General features: G+C 42.6%; 13 protein-coding genes. 7 read left to right on the top strand and 6 right to left on the bottom strand.

The genetic code is table 11. The features are described from left to right. The first annotated feature begins 358 nt into the window (after positions 1-358). The 4 genes from ACZ42C_RS12470 (at position 359) to ACZ42C_RS12455 (ending at position 6,058) form a co-directional block, all read left to right on the top strand. The gene (locus tag ACZ42C_RS12470; RefSeq protein ID WP_461180840.1) at positions 359-1,006 is read left to right on the top strand and encodes a superoxide dismutase family protein; all 648 of its coding nucleotides are present in this window, start codon (positions 359-361) and stop codon (positions 1,004-1,006) included. 152 nt (positions 1,007-1,158) lie between these two features. Further along, the gene (locus tag ACZ42C_RS12465) at positions 1,159-2,364 is read left to right on the top strand and encodes an MFS transporter (protein WP_461180841.1); all 1,206 of its coding nucleotides are present in this window, start codon (positions 1,159-1,161) and stop codon (positions 2,362-2,364) included. 165 nt (positions 2,365-2,529) lie between these two features. Next, on the top strand, positions 2,530-5,637 hold the full coding sequence (locus ACZ42C_RS12460) for a DEAD/DEAH box helicase (protein ID WP_461180842.1): 3,108 nt from the start codon (positions 2,530-2,532) through the stop codon (positions 5,635-5,637). A 109-nt stretch (positions 5,638-5,746) separates the two neighbouring features. Then, the gene (locus ACZ42C_RS12455; protein WP_461180843.1) at positions 5,747-6,058 is read left to right on the top strand and encodes a hypothetical protein; all 312 of its coding nucleotides are present in this window, start codon (positions 5,747-5,749) and stop codon (positions 6,056-6,058) included. A 1,559-nt stretch (positions 6,059-7,617) separates the two neighbouring features. Here the strand turns inward: ACZ42C_RS12455 and ACZ42C_RS12450 are convergent. From ACZ42C_RS12450 to nikC, 6 genes are all read right to left on the bottom strand, one after another. Then, positions 7,618-8,904 (bottom strand): hypothetical protein, encoded by a 1,287-nt coding sequence (locus ACZ42C_RS12450; RefSeq protein WP_461180844.1) that lies wholly within the window; start codon positions 8,902-8,904, stop codon positions 7,618-7,620. A 17-nt stretch (positions 8,905-8,921) separates the two neighbouring features. Next, entirely contained in the window at positions 8,922-9,710 is a 789-nt protein-coding gene (locus ACZ42C_RS12445) for a serine hydrolase (RefSeq protein ID WP_461180845.1), read from the bottom strand. A 244-nt stretch (positions 9,711-9,954) separates the two neighbouring features. After that, positions 9,955-10,965, bottom strand: a complete 1,011-nt coding sequence (locus ACZ42C_RS12440) for an ABC transporter ATP-binding protein (RefSeq protein WP_461180846.1) — start codon at positions 10,963-10,965, stop codon at positions 9,955-9,957. After that, positions 10,937-11,983, bottom strand: a complete 1,047-nt coding sequence (locus tag ACZ42C_RS12435; RefSeq protein ID WP_461180847.1) for an ABC transporter ATP-binding protein — start codon at positions 11,981-11,983, stop codon at positions 10,937-10,939. Before ACZ42C_RS12435 ends, ACZ42C_RS12440 begins: the two co-directional genes overlap by 29 nt. Positions 11,984-12,019: 36 nt before the next feature. Continuing rightward, positions 12,020-12,976: an ABC transporter permease gene (locus tag ACZ42C_RS12430; protein ID WP_461180848.1), complete on the bottom strand. Its 957-nt coding sequence runs from the start codon at positions 12,974-12,976 to the stop codon at positions 12,020-12,022. A gap of 17 nt (positions 12,977-12,993) precedes the next feature. Continuing rightward, entirely contained in the window at positions 12,994-13,896 is a 903-nt protein-coding gene (gene nikC / locus ACZ42C_RS12425; RefSeq protein WP_461180849.1) for a nickel transporter permease, read from the bottom strand. A 389-nt stretch (positions 13,897-14,285) separates the two neighbouring features. Between nikC and ACZ42C_RS12420 the strand changes: the two genes are divergently transcribed. The 3 genes from ACZ42C_RS12420 (at position 14,286) to ACZ42C_RS12410 (ending at position 18,051) form a co-directional block, all read left to right on the top strand. Then, positions 14,286-15,935, top strand: coding sequence for a glutathione ABC transporter substrate-binding protein (locus ACZ42C_RS12420; protein ID WP_461180850.1), 1,650 nt, complete (start codon positions 14,286-14,288; stop codon positions 15,933-15,935). A 305-nt stretch (positions 15,936-16,240) separates the two neighbouring features. Further along, positions 16,241-17,257 (top strand): TAXI family TRAP transporter solute-binding subunit, encoded by a 1,017-nt coding sequence (locus ACZ42C_RS12415; RefSeq protein ID WP_461180851.1) that lies wholly within the window; start codon positions 16,241-16,243, stop codon positions 17,255-17,257. A gap of 272 nt (positions 17,258-17,529) precedes the next feature. Beyond that, entirely contained in the window at positions 17,530-18,051 is a 522-nt protein-coding gene (locus ACZ42C_RS12410) for a DUF1850 domain-containing protein (protein WP_461180852.1), read from the top strand. Positions 18,052-18,097 lie beyond the last annotated feature (46 nt).

Below are 18,097 nucleotides of genomic sequence, written 5' to 3'. Positions count from 1 at the left end.
ATTGGCAGAAGGAGAGAAAAAGACGTCATATAGAAAGGGCCAATGGTATGTCATTGGCAGTAAAAGTTGAAAAGACACACTATAGAAATTGCCTATGGTATGCCATGAAGTAACAACATTCATATAATGTGCCATAGAAAGTTCTCATGCTCTTAAGAACGCAAAAATTCATCATTTATCAGACTAATCCGTCCAAACAAAAATTCATCATAAAAATGCTTTCCCTTTCAGTGTGATTATGCCTCCAACACAGTTCCTCCATATTAAGGATAAATCGCTTAACTTTCCCCAAACAGGTTTAATTATTCCAGTAATCGTGAAAAATAGACAATAACCAACGGGGAAAGGAGCGAATTGGATGAAACGATGGATGCTAACTTTATTTTTCATTCTATTGATTGCTGTATTGACAGCATGTGGAGCAAATGATGAGGGTGAAGAGGACATAGATGAAAATATGGAAACCGAAGAGGATGTCACAGACGAAGACGAGAACGGTAACCAGCAGGAAGATGGCACTGGAAATGAAGAAGCGCCTGATAATGCTGCCTCAGAAGAAGAAGTGCTCGTATCCATGGAAGACACGGAAGGAAATGTCGTCGCTACAGCCACGCTTACAGAAGGAGAGGCGGGCGTAGATATTGCACTGGATGTCGAAAACCTTCCGTCCGGCACAAAAGGCTTCCATATTCATGAGAATGCAGAATGTGAAGCACCTGACTTTGAATCAGCAGGCGGTCATTACAATCCGACAGATGCAAACCACGGATTCGATGATCCGGATGGACCGCATGCCGGAGATCTGCCTAATATTGAAGTACAGGAAGATGGAACGGCAAGTGAAGAAGTAACTGCTGAGATGGTAACCTTGGATCAGGAAGGGGAAAATTCCCTTTATGCTGATGGGGGAACATCTTTAGTAATCCATTCCGATGAAGATGATTATGAATCGCAACCGGCAGGAGATGCCGGAGATCGGATTGCCTGCGGGGTAATCAGTGAATAAATCTATATGAGCCCGCGGAAGATCGGTTCCCCGGGCTCATTCTTCCTCAAAAACAACTTGGCTCCATACTACATAACAACAGTATGTAGAAGCACCTCATTTTACTTCCCATCGCACTCCTGTATAATATACTTCGAGTGACGAAGAAAGGGATGCTAATATTGCGTACAAAATCCAATCAAACTGAAGCACAGCCTGATAAGATCTGGACCCGGGATTTCGTGTTCATCTGTCTGGCGAATTTTTTTGTGTTTTTCGGTTTTCAAATGACACTGCCGACGATACCTTTATTCGTAAAGGAGCTTGGTGCGACTGATCAGTTTGTCGGGGTGATTGTCGGGATCTTTACATTTTCTGCGTTGCTGTTGAGGCCGTACGCGGGTCATGCACTGGAGTCCAAAGGAAGGCAGTTTGTTTACATGTTCGGGCTTGCGGTATTCGTCCTGTCCGTAGGTTCCTTTGCATTTATTTCCAGTATAGCTATATTAATTATCATGCGGATTATCCAAGGTATTGGTTGGGGATTTTCCACTACGGCAGGGGGCACGATTGCCACCGATTTGATTCCTCCCAAGCGGCGCGGAGAGGGGATGGGTTATTTTGGTTTATCAGGAAACCTTGCTCTGGCATTTGGTCCAGCGCTCGGACTCACCCTTGCCGGTGTTATTTCTTTCACGTATTTGTTTCTCATCTGCGCTGCATGTGGTCTTATCGCTTTTTTATTATCGAGCAAAATCCGTTACAAAAAAGTAGTGGCACCTGAACATAAAACAGTAGCCGTAAAATTTGACATCTTTGAAAAAACGGCCATACAGCCTTCCGTTCTATTATTTTTTATTACATTTACCTTTGGCGGCATTGCGACATTTCTGCCGCTGCACGCGATTGAACAGAATGTAGCGGGCATAGAAATATATTTTTTGGTGTATGCTTTATTTTTAATGCTCTCCAGAACATTTGCCGGGAGGATTTATGACCAAAAAGGACATATTTATGTATTCCCGCCCGGTACGATTCTCATTTTTACAGCCATGCTTTTGTTGGCTTGGCTGCCGAATATGACTGTATTGCTCATTGCAGCGGCACTGTACGGCGCGGGATTTGGATCCGTACAGCCGGCACTTCAGGCATGGGCAGTGGATCAAGCACCCGGGAACCGTAAAGGAATGGCCAATGCGACCTTCTTCTCCTTTTTTGATTTGGGGATCGGCATGGGGGCGATTGTTTTTGGTCAGCTTGCTTTTTTATTCAACTATGGAGTCATTTATGTTGTTTCCGGAGCTTCCGTCATGATTTCCCTGCTGGTTTACATTTATTTACTGTTAAAAGTTTCCCGGAAAAAAAGTGTATCCGACTAAGTCAGGAATGAATGCTTGCCCGGCAATAGTTTGCCAGTTTAAAATGCGTCTGTTTTGGGTTACAATTGTAATAATGAAAACAAAAAGGCAGGTATTATCGTTTTGAAAAATCTCGCTGATATTAACATATCCCGGTTATTTCCGTCTATTACCTATCAAAGGGGAATGACATACTACCGGCAAAATAAAGTAAGTGATGTTTCCTTCGATATGAATAATAATGTGTGGACGGCGGTCGTGCGCGGCTCGTCAAAATACTTCGTTGAAATTAATATGGACGGTTTTGAACAGGGTTATCTCGGTACGTACTGTGAGTGCCCGGCGTATGAAGCCTATGGTTCCTGCAAGCATATTGCCGCCACATTGATCAGCATTGTAAACCGTAAACCGGGGAGTACTTCTTCTTATTCAGCATTTGATTACCAGACGACAAACCGTTTTATGCGGGCGCTCAGTGAAGCCCGGCCCGGTGTGGAGAGCATAGATCTCCCGCAGGCAAAAACACCGCTTAAAATAGAATATTACTGCAAATGGAACTATAATAAACAGCTTACCATTGAATTGAAGGCCGGTGAGAAACGGTGTTTTGTCGTAAAAAATGCCAGTGAATTTATTTCGAATGTCATGGGCGGAAGAGAACAATATTTTACAAAAACCTTCACCTATAATCCGGAAATCCACTATTTACAATCGGAGGATCTCCCCATATTTGAACAGCTTTACTCGATTATTAAAAATGAACAGATTTACAACGATCACTCATTCTATTATTACCAGGGTGGCTCCGATAACAAGCGTGCTATGATTATTCCGCCGCTCGCTGCAAAATCGTTGCTTGAAGCACTTGTGGAGCGGAATTTCACGGTGGAATCTGGCCATCGAAGCTATCAACCTATTCATATAGAAAAAGATAGACTTCCATTTAACTTCCATTTATCAAAAAATAACAAGGAAGAACTAGTGTTAAAAATGGATGGAATGAAGGATATCGTATATTTTGACAAATATGAACTATTATTTTATGCAGGGACGTTTTATTATCCGGCAAAGGAACAAGTCCCTATTTTGGATCAAGTGACAGGCTTTGGAACAAATCTTTCCCTTCCTGTAGAAAAAAACAAGGCAGATACATTCTTGTCTGAAGCTCTGCCGACACTTAAGAAGATTGGTGAGGTCCAGGTGGAGGAATCGGTCGCTGAGGAAATTATTCAGGTGCCACTAAGGGCGAAATTATTCTTGGAGCTGAAGGAAGATTGGATTCTCGGTAAACTGGAATACCATTACGGCAGTCACGAAATTGACCCATTCAACGGAAGAAAAGCGCATGATACTTTTATCATCCGGGACGTGGAAAAAGAGCATCAGATTATGCAGTTGATTGAGTATGCCAATTTTCGGTATAACGGAAGAGAATTGTATATGGAAGCTTATGAAGATGATGATATATACAATTTTTTGTATCATATACTGCCGCAGCTGGATGAGGAGTTGGAATTATTCTTAACGTCCGAGGTGCGAAAGTTAATAGTGGAAACAGAGCCGAAACCAAGTACAAGTGTAAGTCTGGAATCCTCTGCCAATCTACTGGAAATCGGTTTCAGTATCGATGGAGTGAATGATGAGGAGATCAACCGGATTTTGGATGCCATCATTGAGAAAAAGCGTTATTACCGGCTGGACAGTGGTGCGCTGATGTCCCTGGAAGGAGAAGAGTTTTCTTCGATACAGCGGCTTTTTGATGATATGGAAATTGAAAAGTCGGATGTACAGGAAGGGAATGTGTCCGTTCCGGTTTTCCGCGGGACTCAATTGGATGAGTTAATTGAGACGAATAAAAATTATGATCCGGCTTTCAGGAAACTTCTTCATCAATTAAAATCACCGGAAGAGCAAATTTATCCATTGCCGGAAAACTTAAGCGCAAACCTCAGAAACTACCAGCATACAGGCTATCAATGGTTTAAATCGCTCAGCAATTATCACCTGGGCGGAATTTTAGCAGATGATATGGGACTGGGAAAGACATTGCAAAGTATTGCCTATATCGCATCGGAAAAAGGGGAACAGCCACATCTGATTGTTGCTCCGTCTTCTGTTGTTTATAATTGGAAAAATGAGTGTGCAAAGTTTGCCCCGGACCTGGAAGTGGCGGTTCTTACCGGAACACCGGCAGAACGCCATAAGAAATTGAAGGAATCCGATGATGCGGATGTATGGATTACTTCGTATGCTACATTGAGGCAGGATGTGGAGCTGTACAGGGAATTAACTTTTCAAACGATGATATTGGATGAAGCACAGTACATTAAAAATTATGCAACCAAAACGTCAAAAGCAATCAGGCAAGTCAAGGCAGGAAGAAGGTTTGCGCTAAGTGGGACGCCTATTGAAAATTCAATTGATGAATTGTGGGCGATTTTCCAGGTGATCCTGCCGGGTCTATTGCCGAATCAGCGAAACTTTAAGCAGCTGTCCCATGAAAAAATTGCAAGGATGACGAAACCGTTTATTTTGCGCCGGTTGAAGCAGGATGTATTAAAGGAACTGCCGGAGAAAATTGAATCTGTGCATGTATCCGAACTAACGAAAGAGCAAAAGGACTTATATATAGGCTACCATCGTCAATTACAGGTGGAAGCTGCGGCATCCATGAAAGAGAGCGGCTTTCAGCAAAATAGAATGAAGATACTGGCAGGGTTAACCAGACTGCGGCAAATCTGCTGTCATCCATCCCTTTTTATAGAAAACTATGAAGGCCAGTCAGGGAAACTGGAACAGCTGATGGAAACAGTGCGGAATGCCGTGGAAAATGGAAAACGCATGCTCATATTCTCCCAGTTTACGAGCATGCATGAGATTATTATGGAGAAGCTGGAACAGGAAGGAATATCCTATTTCTATTTGCATGGGCAAACGCCATCCAAAGAACGAGTGGAGATGAGCGAGCGATTTAATAACGGGGAAAATGATGTATTTCTTATTTCTCTGAAGGCAGGGGGCACCGGACTGAATCTTACCGGGGCGGACACCGTTATCTTATACGATTTATGGTGGAATCCTGCTGTGGAGGATCAGGCCACGGGAAGGGCACATCGTTTTGGCCAGAAAAATGTAGTCCAGGTAATTCGTCTGATTACAGAAGGAACGATAGAAGAAAAAATCTATGAGCTCCAGCAGAAAAAGCGCGAACTGATTGACCAGGTTATCCAGCCTGGAGAAACCATGCTCTCCAGCCTGAGCGAAGAAGACGTTAGGGAACTGCTGAATATTTAAAACACCGGCACGGTTCTCCTGTTGCATTGGAACAGGAGAACCGTTTTATGTTTCAGTGGTTAAAAAATGGGAATAATAATGATATATAAAAGGAAAGGGATGTATTCCCATGATGAAAACGATTCATGCGTATTTCAAATCGGAAAATGATGCTGTGGCGGCAAAGGCGAAGCTCGAGGCTTTGCGTGCAGCTGACTTAATTGTGGATGCTTTTCCACAAGCAGAGAATGAAGGAGTATTTGTTCCCTTATTCACGATGGGCTCTACAACTGCAAGCACAGGAATTATAGCAGAAGGTATATACATGGACCGGGAAGAAGAGCCTGTTACCCACCTTCTTGAAGGGAAGGTAGAAGAGGCGGATTATGAAAAAGCAATACAAATTCTTCAGGATGAAAATGGCCTTAAGAAATTGAAATAAGGGGATGAAGGGACAGGTCGTGGCAGTTGATATTCCTACATGGTATTATAGTTCTGCTGATAACCGTCTATTGGACCTTTTGCTCGAGTGTGCGTGTGATTCGGGTTCCGAGAGCCCGTCTATCGGACCTTTTGGTATTGAATTGCCTCGGTTTGGTCGTTGATATTGCGTCTATTGGACCTTTCGGAAGTGAATTGCATAAGTTTGGTCGTTGATAACCCGTCTATTGGACCTTTCGTAAGTGAATTGCACTAGTATGGTCGCTGATAGCGCGTCTATCGGACCTTTTGTAGGTGAATCGCCTCGGCTTGGTCGTTGATAGAGCGTCTATTGGACCTTCCGGAAGTGAATTGCATAAGTTTGGTCGTTGATAGAGCGTCTATTGGACCTTTCGTAAGTGAATTGCACTAGTATGGTCGTTGATAGAGCGTCTATCGGACCTTTTGGTATTGAATTGCCTCGGTTTGGTCGTTGATAGTGCGTCTATTGGACCTTTCGGAAATGAATCTCCTCGGTTTGGTCGTTGATAGCGCTTCTATTGGACCTTTTGCAGGTGAATTGCCTCAGTTTGGTCGTTGATAGCGCGTCTATCGGACCTTTCGCAGGTGAATCATCTCGGTTTGGTCGTTGATAGCGCGTCTATCGGACCTTTCGCAGGTGAATTGCCTCAGTTTGGTCGTTGATAGAGCGTCTATCGGACCTTTCGGAATTGAATTGCACTAGTATGGTCGTTGATAGAGCGTCTATTGGACCTTTCGGAAATGAATTGCCTCGGTTTGGTCGCTGATAGCCTGTCTATCGGACCTTTCGCAAGTGAATTGCATAAGTTTGGTCGTTGATAGAGCGTCTATTGGACCTTCCGGAAGTGAATCACCTCGGTTTGGTCGTTGATAAACCGTCTATCGGACCTTTTGCAGGTGAATCGCCTCTGTTTGGTCGTTGATAGAGCGTCTATTGGACCTTCCGGAAGTGAATCACCTCGGTTTGGTCGTTGATAGCGCGTCTATCGGACCTTTCGGAAATGAATTGTACTAGTGTGGTCGTTGATAGCGCGTCTATCGGACCTTTCGCAGGTGAATTGCCTCTGTTTGGTCGTTGATAGAGCGTCTATTGGACCTTCCGGAAGTGAATCGCATAAGTTTGGTCGCTGATAGCGCTTCTATCGGACCTTTCGCAAGTGAATTGCATAAGTTTGGTCGTTGATAGCGCGTCTATCGGACTTTTTGCTCGAGTGTGCGTGTGATTCGGGTTCCGAGAGCCCGCCTGTCGGCCTTTTCCAGCGTGCTTTCGTGTGATTCGGGTTCCAGATACCCGCTATTGGACTTTTCTCAAGTAATTCTCAGTGGTTCGGTCATCGAACTCCTGGTCTAACGGACTTTTCACAAGTGTATTCATAAAATTTGTGCTCTGAGCATCCATCGAACGGCCATTTCCCTCATGCTTCAAAAAATCTTTTTCCGGGCAAATCAACAAGTGCATTTTACCATGAAAATAAACAGTAACTACAACGCAAATCATCCCAGGCTATTTTATAAAAACGGAACCTGCCCTCTCGAGCCCTATTGATTCAAGGCAAATAATTTTCTTGGTCTTCCTCGTACATACGGTTTTTCCTCACCGACGATTTTAATTACTTCACCATTCAATAATTTATTTATGGTTCGTTCAGCACTTCTCTTAGTAACCCGGTAATAAACAGCTACATCCTGGGAGGAGAAGGGTTCATTATTTCGCATGTTGATAAAATCAATAAAATTGTATGACAGCTCATTGTTCAGGCGGGCCTTGTGGATGAGAGCATGATAGAGCTTGGATGTATCAAATTCTTTTTTTATGCCAATTGGACCGATTGTCTCCTGTCTCTCATTTACAATGTAACAATGGCTTCCTTCCTGATGCGATCCGGATATAAGCGCCTTCCTGGCATTGTTTTCAGCCTGTATGGCTGTAAGGCCGAGCCCAAAACCAATATCCAATGGACTATGTAAAGCACTTTCCAATTCAGATAGTAAAGGGAAATCACGGTAATGGTCAGTTATATAAGTGAGCAAGCCTTTTGTTCCAAAAAGGATAATTTGATCGTCTTGATTTATCATTACGGAAACGCCGGTTTGTTTGCCGAAAGATAAAAGTCGCTGATGTAGCTTGTTTAAATTTTGTTTTGCGGCTGTTTCCCCGAGTGATTTTTTCATGGCATCCCAATTTTTTAATTGAATATAGCCGGAAACAACTTGGGCAGTTTTACTTTGATTTAATTTCCCCAACGCCCGGGCTTCTTCCAGTGCTTGTTTAATATTTCGTTTTGGAATGATCATACAGCTGGTTGGAATCTGAAGTGCAGTCAGTTTTTCTTCAACTTCTTTGATGGAAGTCAGGGCGTGGTCCGTTTTTCCCTGATGCCAGTGGTGTACATGGTGATGGACAATTTTCTCAAGATCCGGCTCTTTGTCATTCTCATAAGCATAGGAGTATATTTCCTCCTTATTCATCCCAAGTTCAGTGCAAACTTCCTGTAACGCAGCTTCCCGGTAAACATCTACGGATAAACGGTGCAAAGGCTGTTGTTTAAGAAAAGAAAGATGATAAAATGCGGATAAGATTTTATATTCATCGAAAGCGATGATAACTTTTGGCAGCCTTTTCTTATCAACGATATCTTTTACATAAAGATAAGCGAGTGTCTCCCCGAATATGTAAATATCACACATAAAAGCCTGACTGACAAGGGAGATTGTTTCCTTTGCTTCTGAATAGGGGAAATAGCTGATATCCAAGTCTGTATAGTCATTTTTCATTCCTTTTACATGATGGATGACTTCCGGTCTGGCAAAAATTGCGATTTTCATAAAAAACCCTCCAGCGACTATTTTTTTATATATTCCAATAGCAACCGGCCAATGCGGGAAATGTGTTGCTGTCCCTTGGCATTAGGATACATATTCTCTGACATTACAGCAGCATAAAGAATACGATCCCCTGCTTTCAGAATCGCGGCATCATGTTCCACACCTTCCAATTCTCCGGTTTTATGATAAAATTGGGTGCCATCATTTTCCTGCTTATATAATGGCAGTTTATGTGTAAATTGCTGATTGGCCAGTATGTTAAGCATCCCATTTCTGCTTTTCCTGCTAAATAGGTCATTTTTTTCATAAATGGCTTTTAGTAAAAGCACCATATCCCTGGCACATGTGTAATTATCCAGCCCGGCAGCTTGTGCATCTTTGTCCATCAGGTTTCTTTCAATTAACGTCTCTTTACAGCCGAGGGAACCCGCCAATGCATTCACCTTGTCGATATGCAGTTTGTCCATCAGTACGTTGGTAGCGGTATTATCTGAAACAATAATCATGAGTTCGAGCATGTTTTGTATGCTGCCAATATGTCCGCTGGATAAATAGCTGATGACCCCACTGCCACCGACCCTCATTTTCTTACTGATATATACCAATGTATCCGGGTGTAGTTCATTGTTTTGTATTTGTCTGTAACCTTCCATCAGAATCGGTACCTTAATAAGACTGGCAGCCCTTCTTTTTTTTGAAGCATTTACCGAAATGCTGCCTTCCTCCGTTTCTACATATATGGAAAAATGATTATCGACCCCTTTAATCTCCTGTCCTATTCGTTCATTCAGTTCTTTGAGATCCATTTGTTCCACACCCTAACGATAATCTTATGTAATCTATAAATTAGTAATTGCTTTCATCCTAATGAATTTTCGCAATATTGTCAAGATGAAATAAAAACTTTTTACTTTACGGCAGGTATTCCAATAGATAACATATTTTTTATTATTAGGTCATCTCCCTTCAAGCCAACATTTTCATGAAACAGCCGCTCATAAAAAGCATTAAAAAAAAGAGCACCCGTATTGGAGTGCTCTTTGCAAATAATTACCTTGTCGGCTGATGTTCACCGGACTCTATTTCATCCATGTAATGACAGGCAGCTTCATGGCCCCCCTGCATGGAATCGGTCGTTCTGAGTTTTGGAGTTTCCTTCACACATAGTTCTGTCGCAAACGGACAACGTGTGTGAAAACGGCATCCTGTCGGCGGATCGATTGGTGAAGGTACATCGCCTCTTAGTATAATACGTTCTTTTTTCTTTCCGGTATTTGCTGTAGGAATCGCAGATAATAATGCTTTTGTATAAGGATGCTTAGGGTTAGTAAACAATGATTTTTTATCTGCAATTTCCACTATTTTTCCTAAATACATGACGATAATGCGGTCGGATATGTGACGTACTACTCCCAGGTCATGGGAAATAAATAAATACGTCAAGTTAAATTCCCGCTGTAATTTCTTCAAAAGGTTAATCACCTGTGCCTGAATGGAAACATCCAGGGCTGAAACAGCTTCATCAGCGATAATCAGTTCCGGATCTACAGCCAGTGCACGTGCAATCCCAATCCGCTGCCGCTGTCCGCCACTAAATTCATGGGGCATGCGGTGCATCTGATGTGCACCAAGGCCGACTGTTTCCAGCAGCTCTTTAATCCGCTCCTCGCGCTTATCTTTCGGCACCACATCCTGAATTTCCATTGCCTCATTTAAAATTTGAAAAACAGAATGACGCGGGTTTAAGGAGGCATACGGATCCTGGAAAATTACCTGCATATCCTTTCTCGTTTTATTCATTCTTTTCTTATTGAACGAGAGCAGATCCTCTCCTTTAAATTCCACTTGTCCGCCCGTAGGCTCGTCAAGTCTTAGTATGGCTCTTCCTGTAGTCGATTTTCCGCAGCCGGATTCCCCGACAATACTGAGGGCTTCCCCTTCATGAATGGTAAAGGAAATGCCGTCAACTGCTTTTACATGGTTTATTGTCCTTCCGAAAAAACCGCCTTTAATCGGAAAATGCTGCTCCAGATCAGTTACTTTTAATAGTTCTTTCTGCACTTACATTCACCTCCGGGTCTCCGTCCCATTCATCTGAATAAATCCAGCAACGGATCTGATTTCCATTTTCGTCCGTTTCCAGGTCCGGTAAATTATTTCTGCACAGGTCAGTGGCAAATGGGCATCTCGGTGAAAAGCGGCACCCGGCAGGCATTTCATCCGGGCTTGGGACTGTTCCCTTAATGATGGGCAGGTCTCCTTCGATATCTTCATTGGATGGTGGAATGGAATTCATTAATCCGACGGTGTACGGATGCTGTGGATTATTAAAGATAGTCTCCACATCCGCATATTCTACAATCTTTCCTGCGTACATGACCGCTACATAATCACATGTTTCCGCAACAACACCAAGGTCGTGGGTAATCAGTAATATACCCATACCCAATCTGTCCTGCAGGTCGTTCATTAAATCAAGAATTTGTGCCTGAATGGTCACATCGAGCGCGGTCGTTGGTTCGTCCGCAATCAGCAATTCAGGATCACATGCCAGTGCCATGGCAATCATCACACGTTGTCTCATCCCGCCGGACAATTCGTGTGGATATTGATCAATTCGTTTTTCAGGGGAGGGGATTCCAACCAGCTTCAGCATTTCAATGGACCGCTGTCTGGCTTCTTTTTTGCCCAGTCCCTGGTGCACTTTATAGGCTTCACCTATTTGCTGTCCGACAGTATAGGTCGGGTTGAGGGAAGTCATCGGCTCCTGAAAAATCATGGAGATCTCATTCCCCCGGATTTTGCGCATTTGCGCCTCTGTCTTATCTAAAAGGTTGTCACCTTTAAATTTAATTTCCCCGCCGACAATTTTTCCGGGATCTTCAATTAATTGAAGAATGGAGAGGGCGGTGATACTTTTACCTGAGCCTGACTCACCTACAACACCGAGCGTCTTTCCTTTTGGCAGTGCATAGGTAACTCCGTCCACTGCTTTCACTTCCATGTCTTTTGTGAAAAAGGAAGTACGCAACTCATTTATCTCCAATATATTTTCATATGAATGAGGTGTGTCTGCCATTTTATTTCACCTTCCTAATAATCTATTTAAAAGCTATCAATCAAGGTCAATACGTTTATTCAAGAATCGATAGGTTATATCGACAAGTGTGTTTACCAATACAAACAGTAAAGCTACCACAAGAATCGTTCCTTGAACGATTGGAAAATCCCTTGCCTGAATGGAGTCAATAATTAATTTACCCATTCCGTTGATCGCAAATACAGTTTCGGTGAGTACCGTACCACCCAATAATGCGCCGAACTGAAGTCCCACAACAGTGACGACAGGAATTAACGCATTTTTTAAAGCATGACGGTAAACAACAACCCGTTCCTTTACCCCTTTGGCTCTGGCGGTTCGGATATAATCCTGATTAATAACCTCCAGCATACTGGAACGTGTCATACGGGCGATAATTGCAGCTCCACTGGTTCCGAGCGTAACTACCGGTAAAACGACCTGGGAAAACTCTCCCCATCCCGACGGTTTAAACCAGCCAGTATTATCAATAAATGGAATCCATCCCGGGAGGTCTGTTCCAATGGCAAACCATTGAATCAGCATCAGTCCCAGCCAGAAGTTGGGCATGGACACCCCGAACAGGGCTACAATCATTAAAGTAGTATCAGCAAATGAATACTGTCTTGTTGCAGAGACAATGCCTGCGATCAATCCAAGAAATATACTTAAGATCGTACTGTATATGGCGAGTTCGACGGTTACCCAAAATCTTCCGCCAATTTCCTCGGTAACAGCCCGCCCGCTCCGTATGGAACTTCCCAGGTCTCCCTGAACGGCATTGGAGACATAGTTAAAATATTGAACAGGTACGGGGTCATTCAGCCCCAGACGTTCTCTCATATTTTCAACCTGTTGTTCCGGTGCACTCTCCCCGGACATGATTACAGCGGGGTCACCAGGAATTAAATGCATTAAACCAAATACAAGTATAGAAACACCGATTAACACCGGTATCGTTTGAAGGATTCTTCTTACGATAAATGTGAACATATTGGTTGTACCCCTTTCTACTCTTTCATTTTCGGATCAAGTGCATCTCTTAATCCATCACCAAAAATATTAAATGCCAGTACGACAGCAACAATCATGACTCCCGGGAAAAATGCAACATGCCAGGCGTTATACATGTAGTTTCGTCCGTCAGAGAGCATGGCTCCCCATTCCGGCATCGGTGGCTGGGCACCCAATCCAAGGAATGAAAGTCCTGCTGCAGTCAAAACAGTAGTAGCGATACTCAACGTTGCCTGTACTATAATTGGTGAAGCTATATTCGGTAAAATATGTTTGAATAGAATGCGAATATCACTCGCACCCAATGCCTTCATGGCATCGATGTATTCGAGCTTCCGGACGGAAAGAGTAGACCCGCGTACAATCCGTGCGAAAACAGGAATAGAGAAAATAGCAACAGCAATAATTACGTTGTTTAAGCTTGCTCCCAGTACACTTACGATGGCAAGTGCCAACAGGATGCCGGGGAAAGCAAGTAAAACATCCATGATACGCATAATAACGGTATCAATTCTTCCGCCGTAATAGCCGGAGATCATGCCAAGAACTACACCTGCCGTTGCTCCCATAGCGACGGAAAAGAAGCCGATATATAATGTAATGGACATCCCGTGAATAATTCTGGTAAATATGTCACGGCCATAATGATCGGTGCCGAACCAGTGATCGGCAGAAGGAGGCTGTAATTTATTTACAAGATCCTGGGAGTTGGGCTCGTATGGTGTAAAGTATGGACCGATAAAAGCCACAACAATAAAAAATAAGATCATTAAGCCGCCAATCATCGCTGCTTTATTTTTTTTCAGTTTATTATAAGCAATTTTTGCATTTTTTAGCCGAGGGTTCGGCGGTTTTACAGCTGTTTGCGGGTTATCAATCGTCTGCATTTGTTCGCTCATTTCTCGCTTACTTCCTTTCTTTTAAATATAGAAAACTACAATGATAGTTATTATATCATGAGAAGTGCATATTACAATATAGAAAATTTTACAAGATAGTATGACTTTCATCGCAAAACAGTAATTACTTGAGGCCGTAGGTACCATCGTACCCTTGGTTTGTTGCCGATCTGGTCCGAAAGTCATCCTTAAATTTATTAGCATAAAAAATGTAAATTGCATAAAAAGAATAATAGTTTCATATATATAGTTAGCTGTATCGTCTCTTTTTTAGTACTGTTAAAAATTGATAAACAGACTTGTATTTTTGAAAAAGATACGGTATATTTATTTTTAAGTTCTGAGTTTTTTCAGGATTACTAAACTACATAAAATGGGGGTAAGAAATAATGAGAATTACCAAAAAGGCAATTCTTTTACTTGCTTTTGCATTACTGCTCAGTGTGTTTCTCGCAGCATGTGCCGAAGAGCCTGATGAAGATGGCGGTACTGACGACGCTGATACAGGTGAAGAAGCAACAGATGACAGTGACGATGCAGCGGATGACGAGGCAACCGGCGATGGCCAGGGCGGAGATCTTGTTATTGCAAAAGCTTCTGACATGGTATCCTTTGACCCGGCTGGTTCGAACGATGTACCTTCCAGTGACGTTCAGGAAAATATCTTTGAAAGATTAACGACACAGGATGCAGATATGGAAGTGCAGCCAGGACTTGCAGAGAGCTGGGACCAGGTTGAAGATGATGTGTGGGAATTCCAACTGCGTGAAGATGTTACATTCCATGATGGATCCGAGTTTAACGCAGAGGTTGTAAAAGCGAATATTGACCGTATCCTTGATCCGGATGTAGCTTCTCAACGTGCTTTTCTATATGAAATGGTTGAAGAAGTGGAAGTAGTGGACGATTATACCGTGCGCTTCCATACTGAATTTCCTTTCGCTCCTCTTCCGGCACACCTTGCACACAGTGGTGGCGGAATGGTAGCAATTGAACAGATTGAAGCTGACTATGAAGCAATGGAAAACGGAGAAGAACCAGGTAGTGTAATCAACGAAAACCCTGTTGGAACTGGTTACTTTCAGTTTGATGAGTGGCAGCCAGGTGAATTTGTGCGCCTCGTAAGAAATGAAGACTACTGGGGTGAAAATGCGCTGCTTGACTCCGTAACATTTAAAGTTGTTGGTGAAGACTTAACCCGTGTTGCTGAAGTAACGACAGGGGATTCACATATTGCGTTTCCACTGAGTCCTTCTGATATTCCTCAAATTGAAGGGGAAGAAGAAGTCAGTGTGCTGCAGGAACCAAGTGTAAGTCTTTCCTATATTGGGTTTAACGTGGAAAAAGAACCATTTGATGACCCACAGGTACGCCAGGCAATAAATATGGCGATTGACAAAGACCAAATTATTGAAGGTATTTATGATGGTATTGGTATTCCGGCTATCGGTCCAATCCCGCCGGATGTATTTGGGTATGATGATAGTGTGTCCGGTCTGGAGCATGACTTGGAAGAAGCACAAAACCTGCTTGCAGAAGCTGGTTATGAAGATGGCTTCTCCACAACTATTTGGACAAATGACAGCCGTGAGCGTATTGACGCAGCAACGAACGTTCAGGCACAGCTTGGAGAAATCGGCATTGATGTAGAAGTGGAAGTACTTGAATGGGGTGCTTACCTGGAGCAGACAGCAAACGGAGAGCATGACATGTTCGTTCTTGGTTGGTCTACTGTTACAGGAGATGCGGACTATGCATTATACGCACTGTTCCACTCCGATATGTTTGGTAACCCAGGTAACCGTTCATTTATAGCTGATGATGAGCTGGATGAATTGCTTGATGCAGGGCGCCGTGAAGGAGATCCTGATGTACGTCAGGAAATCTACACAGATGCTCAGGAGAGGCTAACCGAACTCGCTCCAATGCTTTACCTGCACCATTCAGAGCATGTGTTCAGCGTGCGTGACGAAGTACAAGGGTTGGAAGTATTGCCAACACAAATCATGCAGCTGAAAGATGTGTATATTGAACAATAATATTAATAAAAAACAGCCCCTTCCATTTTGGCCGGGGCTGTTTTTTTATGTAACATACGGACGGTTCTTCTGCTTTCAAAGAGAAGCAGTTTTAATGAAAAAAAATGTGGAATTAAGGAATGAATTTTCCACTTTAATAATACCTATGAATAAGGTTGTTTCTCCATTTTTTCAAAATAAAAGTTAAGATAATAAGCAACGTAAGAACCGTCACAATGGCGCACTGTAAAACTTTGAAAAAAATTGACAACCTTATAATCTTGGGGGTAAAATGTAAATACTAAAAGTATGAAGGGGGTTTTAGTATGAAAAAGAAAAATTTATTACTTTTTGCCATGTTACTGGTGCTTGCTCTATTCCTGGCAGCGTGTGGCGGAGATGATGCTGATGACGGTGCTGATACCGACGATGGCGGTACGGAAACTGATGATAATGGAGAAGCTGGTGGGGATACACCTGACTTCTTAAGTTTATTAACTGGTGGAACGAGCGGTACATATTACCCGCTTGGCGGAGAAATGGCATCGAACATTACGAATGAAACTGGAATCCAAACAGATGCGCTCTCCTCAAATGCTTCTGCTGATAACATTATTGACCTGCAGGAAGGCGAAGCAGAGTTGGCATTGGTTCAGACAGACACAGTAGCACAGGCAGTTGATGGAGTTGGTGCATTCGAAGGTAATGCGGTGGATAATGTTGTGGGAATTGGTTCCCTTTATCCGGAAACTGTTCAGATTGTAACTACTGAAGACTCCGGAATCGAGTCCATTGAAGATCTGGAAGGAAGAACCGTTTCTGTTGGTGCACCCGGTTCAGGTACATTTTTTAATGCTGAACAAATTCTTGAAGTCCATGGATTGACTTTGGACGATATTGATGCACAAAATCTTGACTTTGGTGAATCCACCGGAGGCATTCAGGATGGAAATATCGATGCGGCTATCATTACTGGTGGTACGCCAACTGGTGCTGTTGAAGAGTTGACTGCATCAGTAGATGTGAAAATCTTACCTGTAGAACAGGATAAAATTGAAGAATTAGTTGAAATGTATCCTTTCTATGCCGAAGATACCGTTGAAGCAGGCACTTATGGAATTGGTGAAGATGTGACAACGGTAGCAGTGCTTGCCATGATTGTTGCAACAGATAATTTATCTGATGATGTTGTTTATGACATCACAGCAGCAATTTATGAGAATACAGAATCAATGGCGCATAGCAGAGCGGAAGATATCACAATAGAATCTGCCCTTGACGGTGTAGGTATTGATCTTCACCCGGGTGCAGAAAGATACTTTGATGAACAAGGTGTAAACTAACACACAATTGTTATAAAGAATAGACGAAATTGGCCGGCAGTTGATCCTGTGAACAGGAGGGTGCTGTCGGCCAATTATTTTCATGCAATTATTACACATGGAATTTTTGGTTACATATCGTATGACGCGGATTCATGGTGCATTTTCTCTAAAGGTAAAAATTGTTCCTTACGTTGTAAAAAAATAGATTCCAAATGAAATATATTTATGATAAAATTGCTGAAGTGTATTATGACATAATCTATGGTGGATTAAACAGGGGACATCTCTCAATGAAATTAAAACTTTTCATCATTATCCTTCTTATGGCAGTATTGCTGTTCATAGCTATGTTCATACCTTTCCGGCAGGCTTTGGTATTTTACAAAGAAAATACGAATGAAATAGAGGCCTATTTGCCGGTAGAAGATCAGGCCACCTTTCAAATTATATTTACCCATTCCATCCACTTGACTGATGTAGTGGAAAAATATATTGTCCTTGATAATCACCATATAAAACAATACGAATTTATTTATGAAGAATTTGGGATTGGTATGCCGTCCAACGCAGAAGAAGGAGAAGAGTTTGTATATGAGGACGGTAAGTACCATATAAGAAATATGGAAAATGTCTTCCCTGAACTAAAAGTGAGAAATGGGAAAGCGGTTTCTGAACACCGGCTCGTATGGGGAAAAGAGGAAGAGCACATGAGATATTTTAACGATTACTTTGATCCCGGAGCCTGGTTTACCATAAAAGTAGATTATCTATCGTTATGGCAAATCATGAAAGGAGTGAGGATCCATGAGTGATTCAAAAGATAAAAACCAGGATAAAAATCAAAAAAACGAGCAATAT

The organism is Virgibacillus kimchii (genome assembly GCF_055379185.1).
This window is presented reverse-complemented; position numbering and strand designations above follow the sequence as displayed.

Coding starts and splice junctions, on each gene's coding strand:
- ACZ42C_RS12470 (WP_461180840.1), top strand. CDS start 359: ATGAAACGATGGATGCTAACTTTATTTTTCATTCTATTGATTGCTGTA.
- ACZ42C_RS12465 (WP_461180841.1), top strand. CDS start 1,159: ATGCTAATATTGCGTACAAAATCCAATCAAACTGAAGCACAGCCTGAT.
- ACZ42C_RS12460 (WP_461180842.1), top strand. CDS start 2,530: ATGACATACTACCGGCAAAATAAAGTAAGTGATGTTTCCTTCGATATG.
- ACZ42C_RS12455 (WP_461180843.1), top strand. CDS start 5,747: ATGATGAAAACGATTCATGCGTATTTCAAATCGGAAAATGATGCTGTG.
- ACZ42C_RS12450 (WP_461180844.1), bottom strand. CDS start 8,904: ATGAAAATCGCAATTTTTGCCAGACCGGAAGTCATCCATCATGTAAAA.
- ACZ42C_RS12445 (WP_461180845.1), bottom strand. CDS start 9,710: ATGGATCTCAAAGAACTGAATGAACGAATAGGACAGGAGATTAAAGGG.
- ACZ42C_RS12435 (WP_461180847.1), bottom strand. CDS start 11,983: ATGGCAGACACACCTCATTCATATGAAAATATATTGGAGATAAATGAG.
- ACZ42C_RS12430 (WP_461180848.1), bottom strand. CDS start 12,976: ATGTTCACATTTATCGTAAGAAGAATCCTTCAAACGATACCGGTGTTA.
- nikC (WP_461180849.1), bottom strand. CDS start 13,896: ATGAGCGAACAAATGCAGACGATTGATAACCCGCAAACAGCTGTAAAA.
- ACZ42C_RS12420 (WP_461180850.1), top strand. CDS start 14,286: ATGAGAATTACCAAAAAGGCAATTCTTTTACTTGCTTTTGCATTACTG.
- ACZ42C_RS12415 (WP_461180851.1), top strand. CDS start 16,241: ATGAAAAAGAAAAATTTATTACTTTTTGCCATGTTACTGGTGCTTGCT.
- ACZ42C_RS12410 (WP_461180852.1), top strand. CDS start 17,530: ATGAAATTAAAACTTTTCATCATTATCCTTCTTATGGCAGTATTGCTG.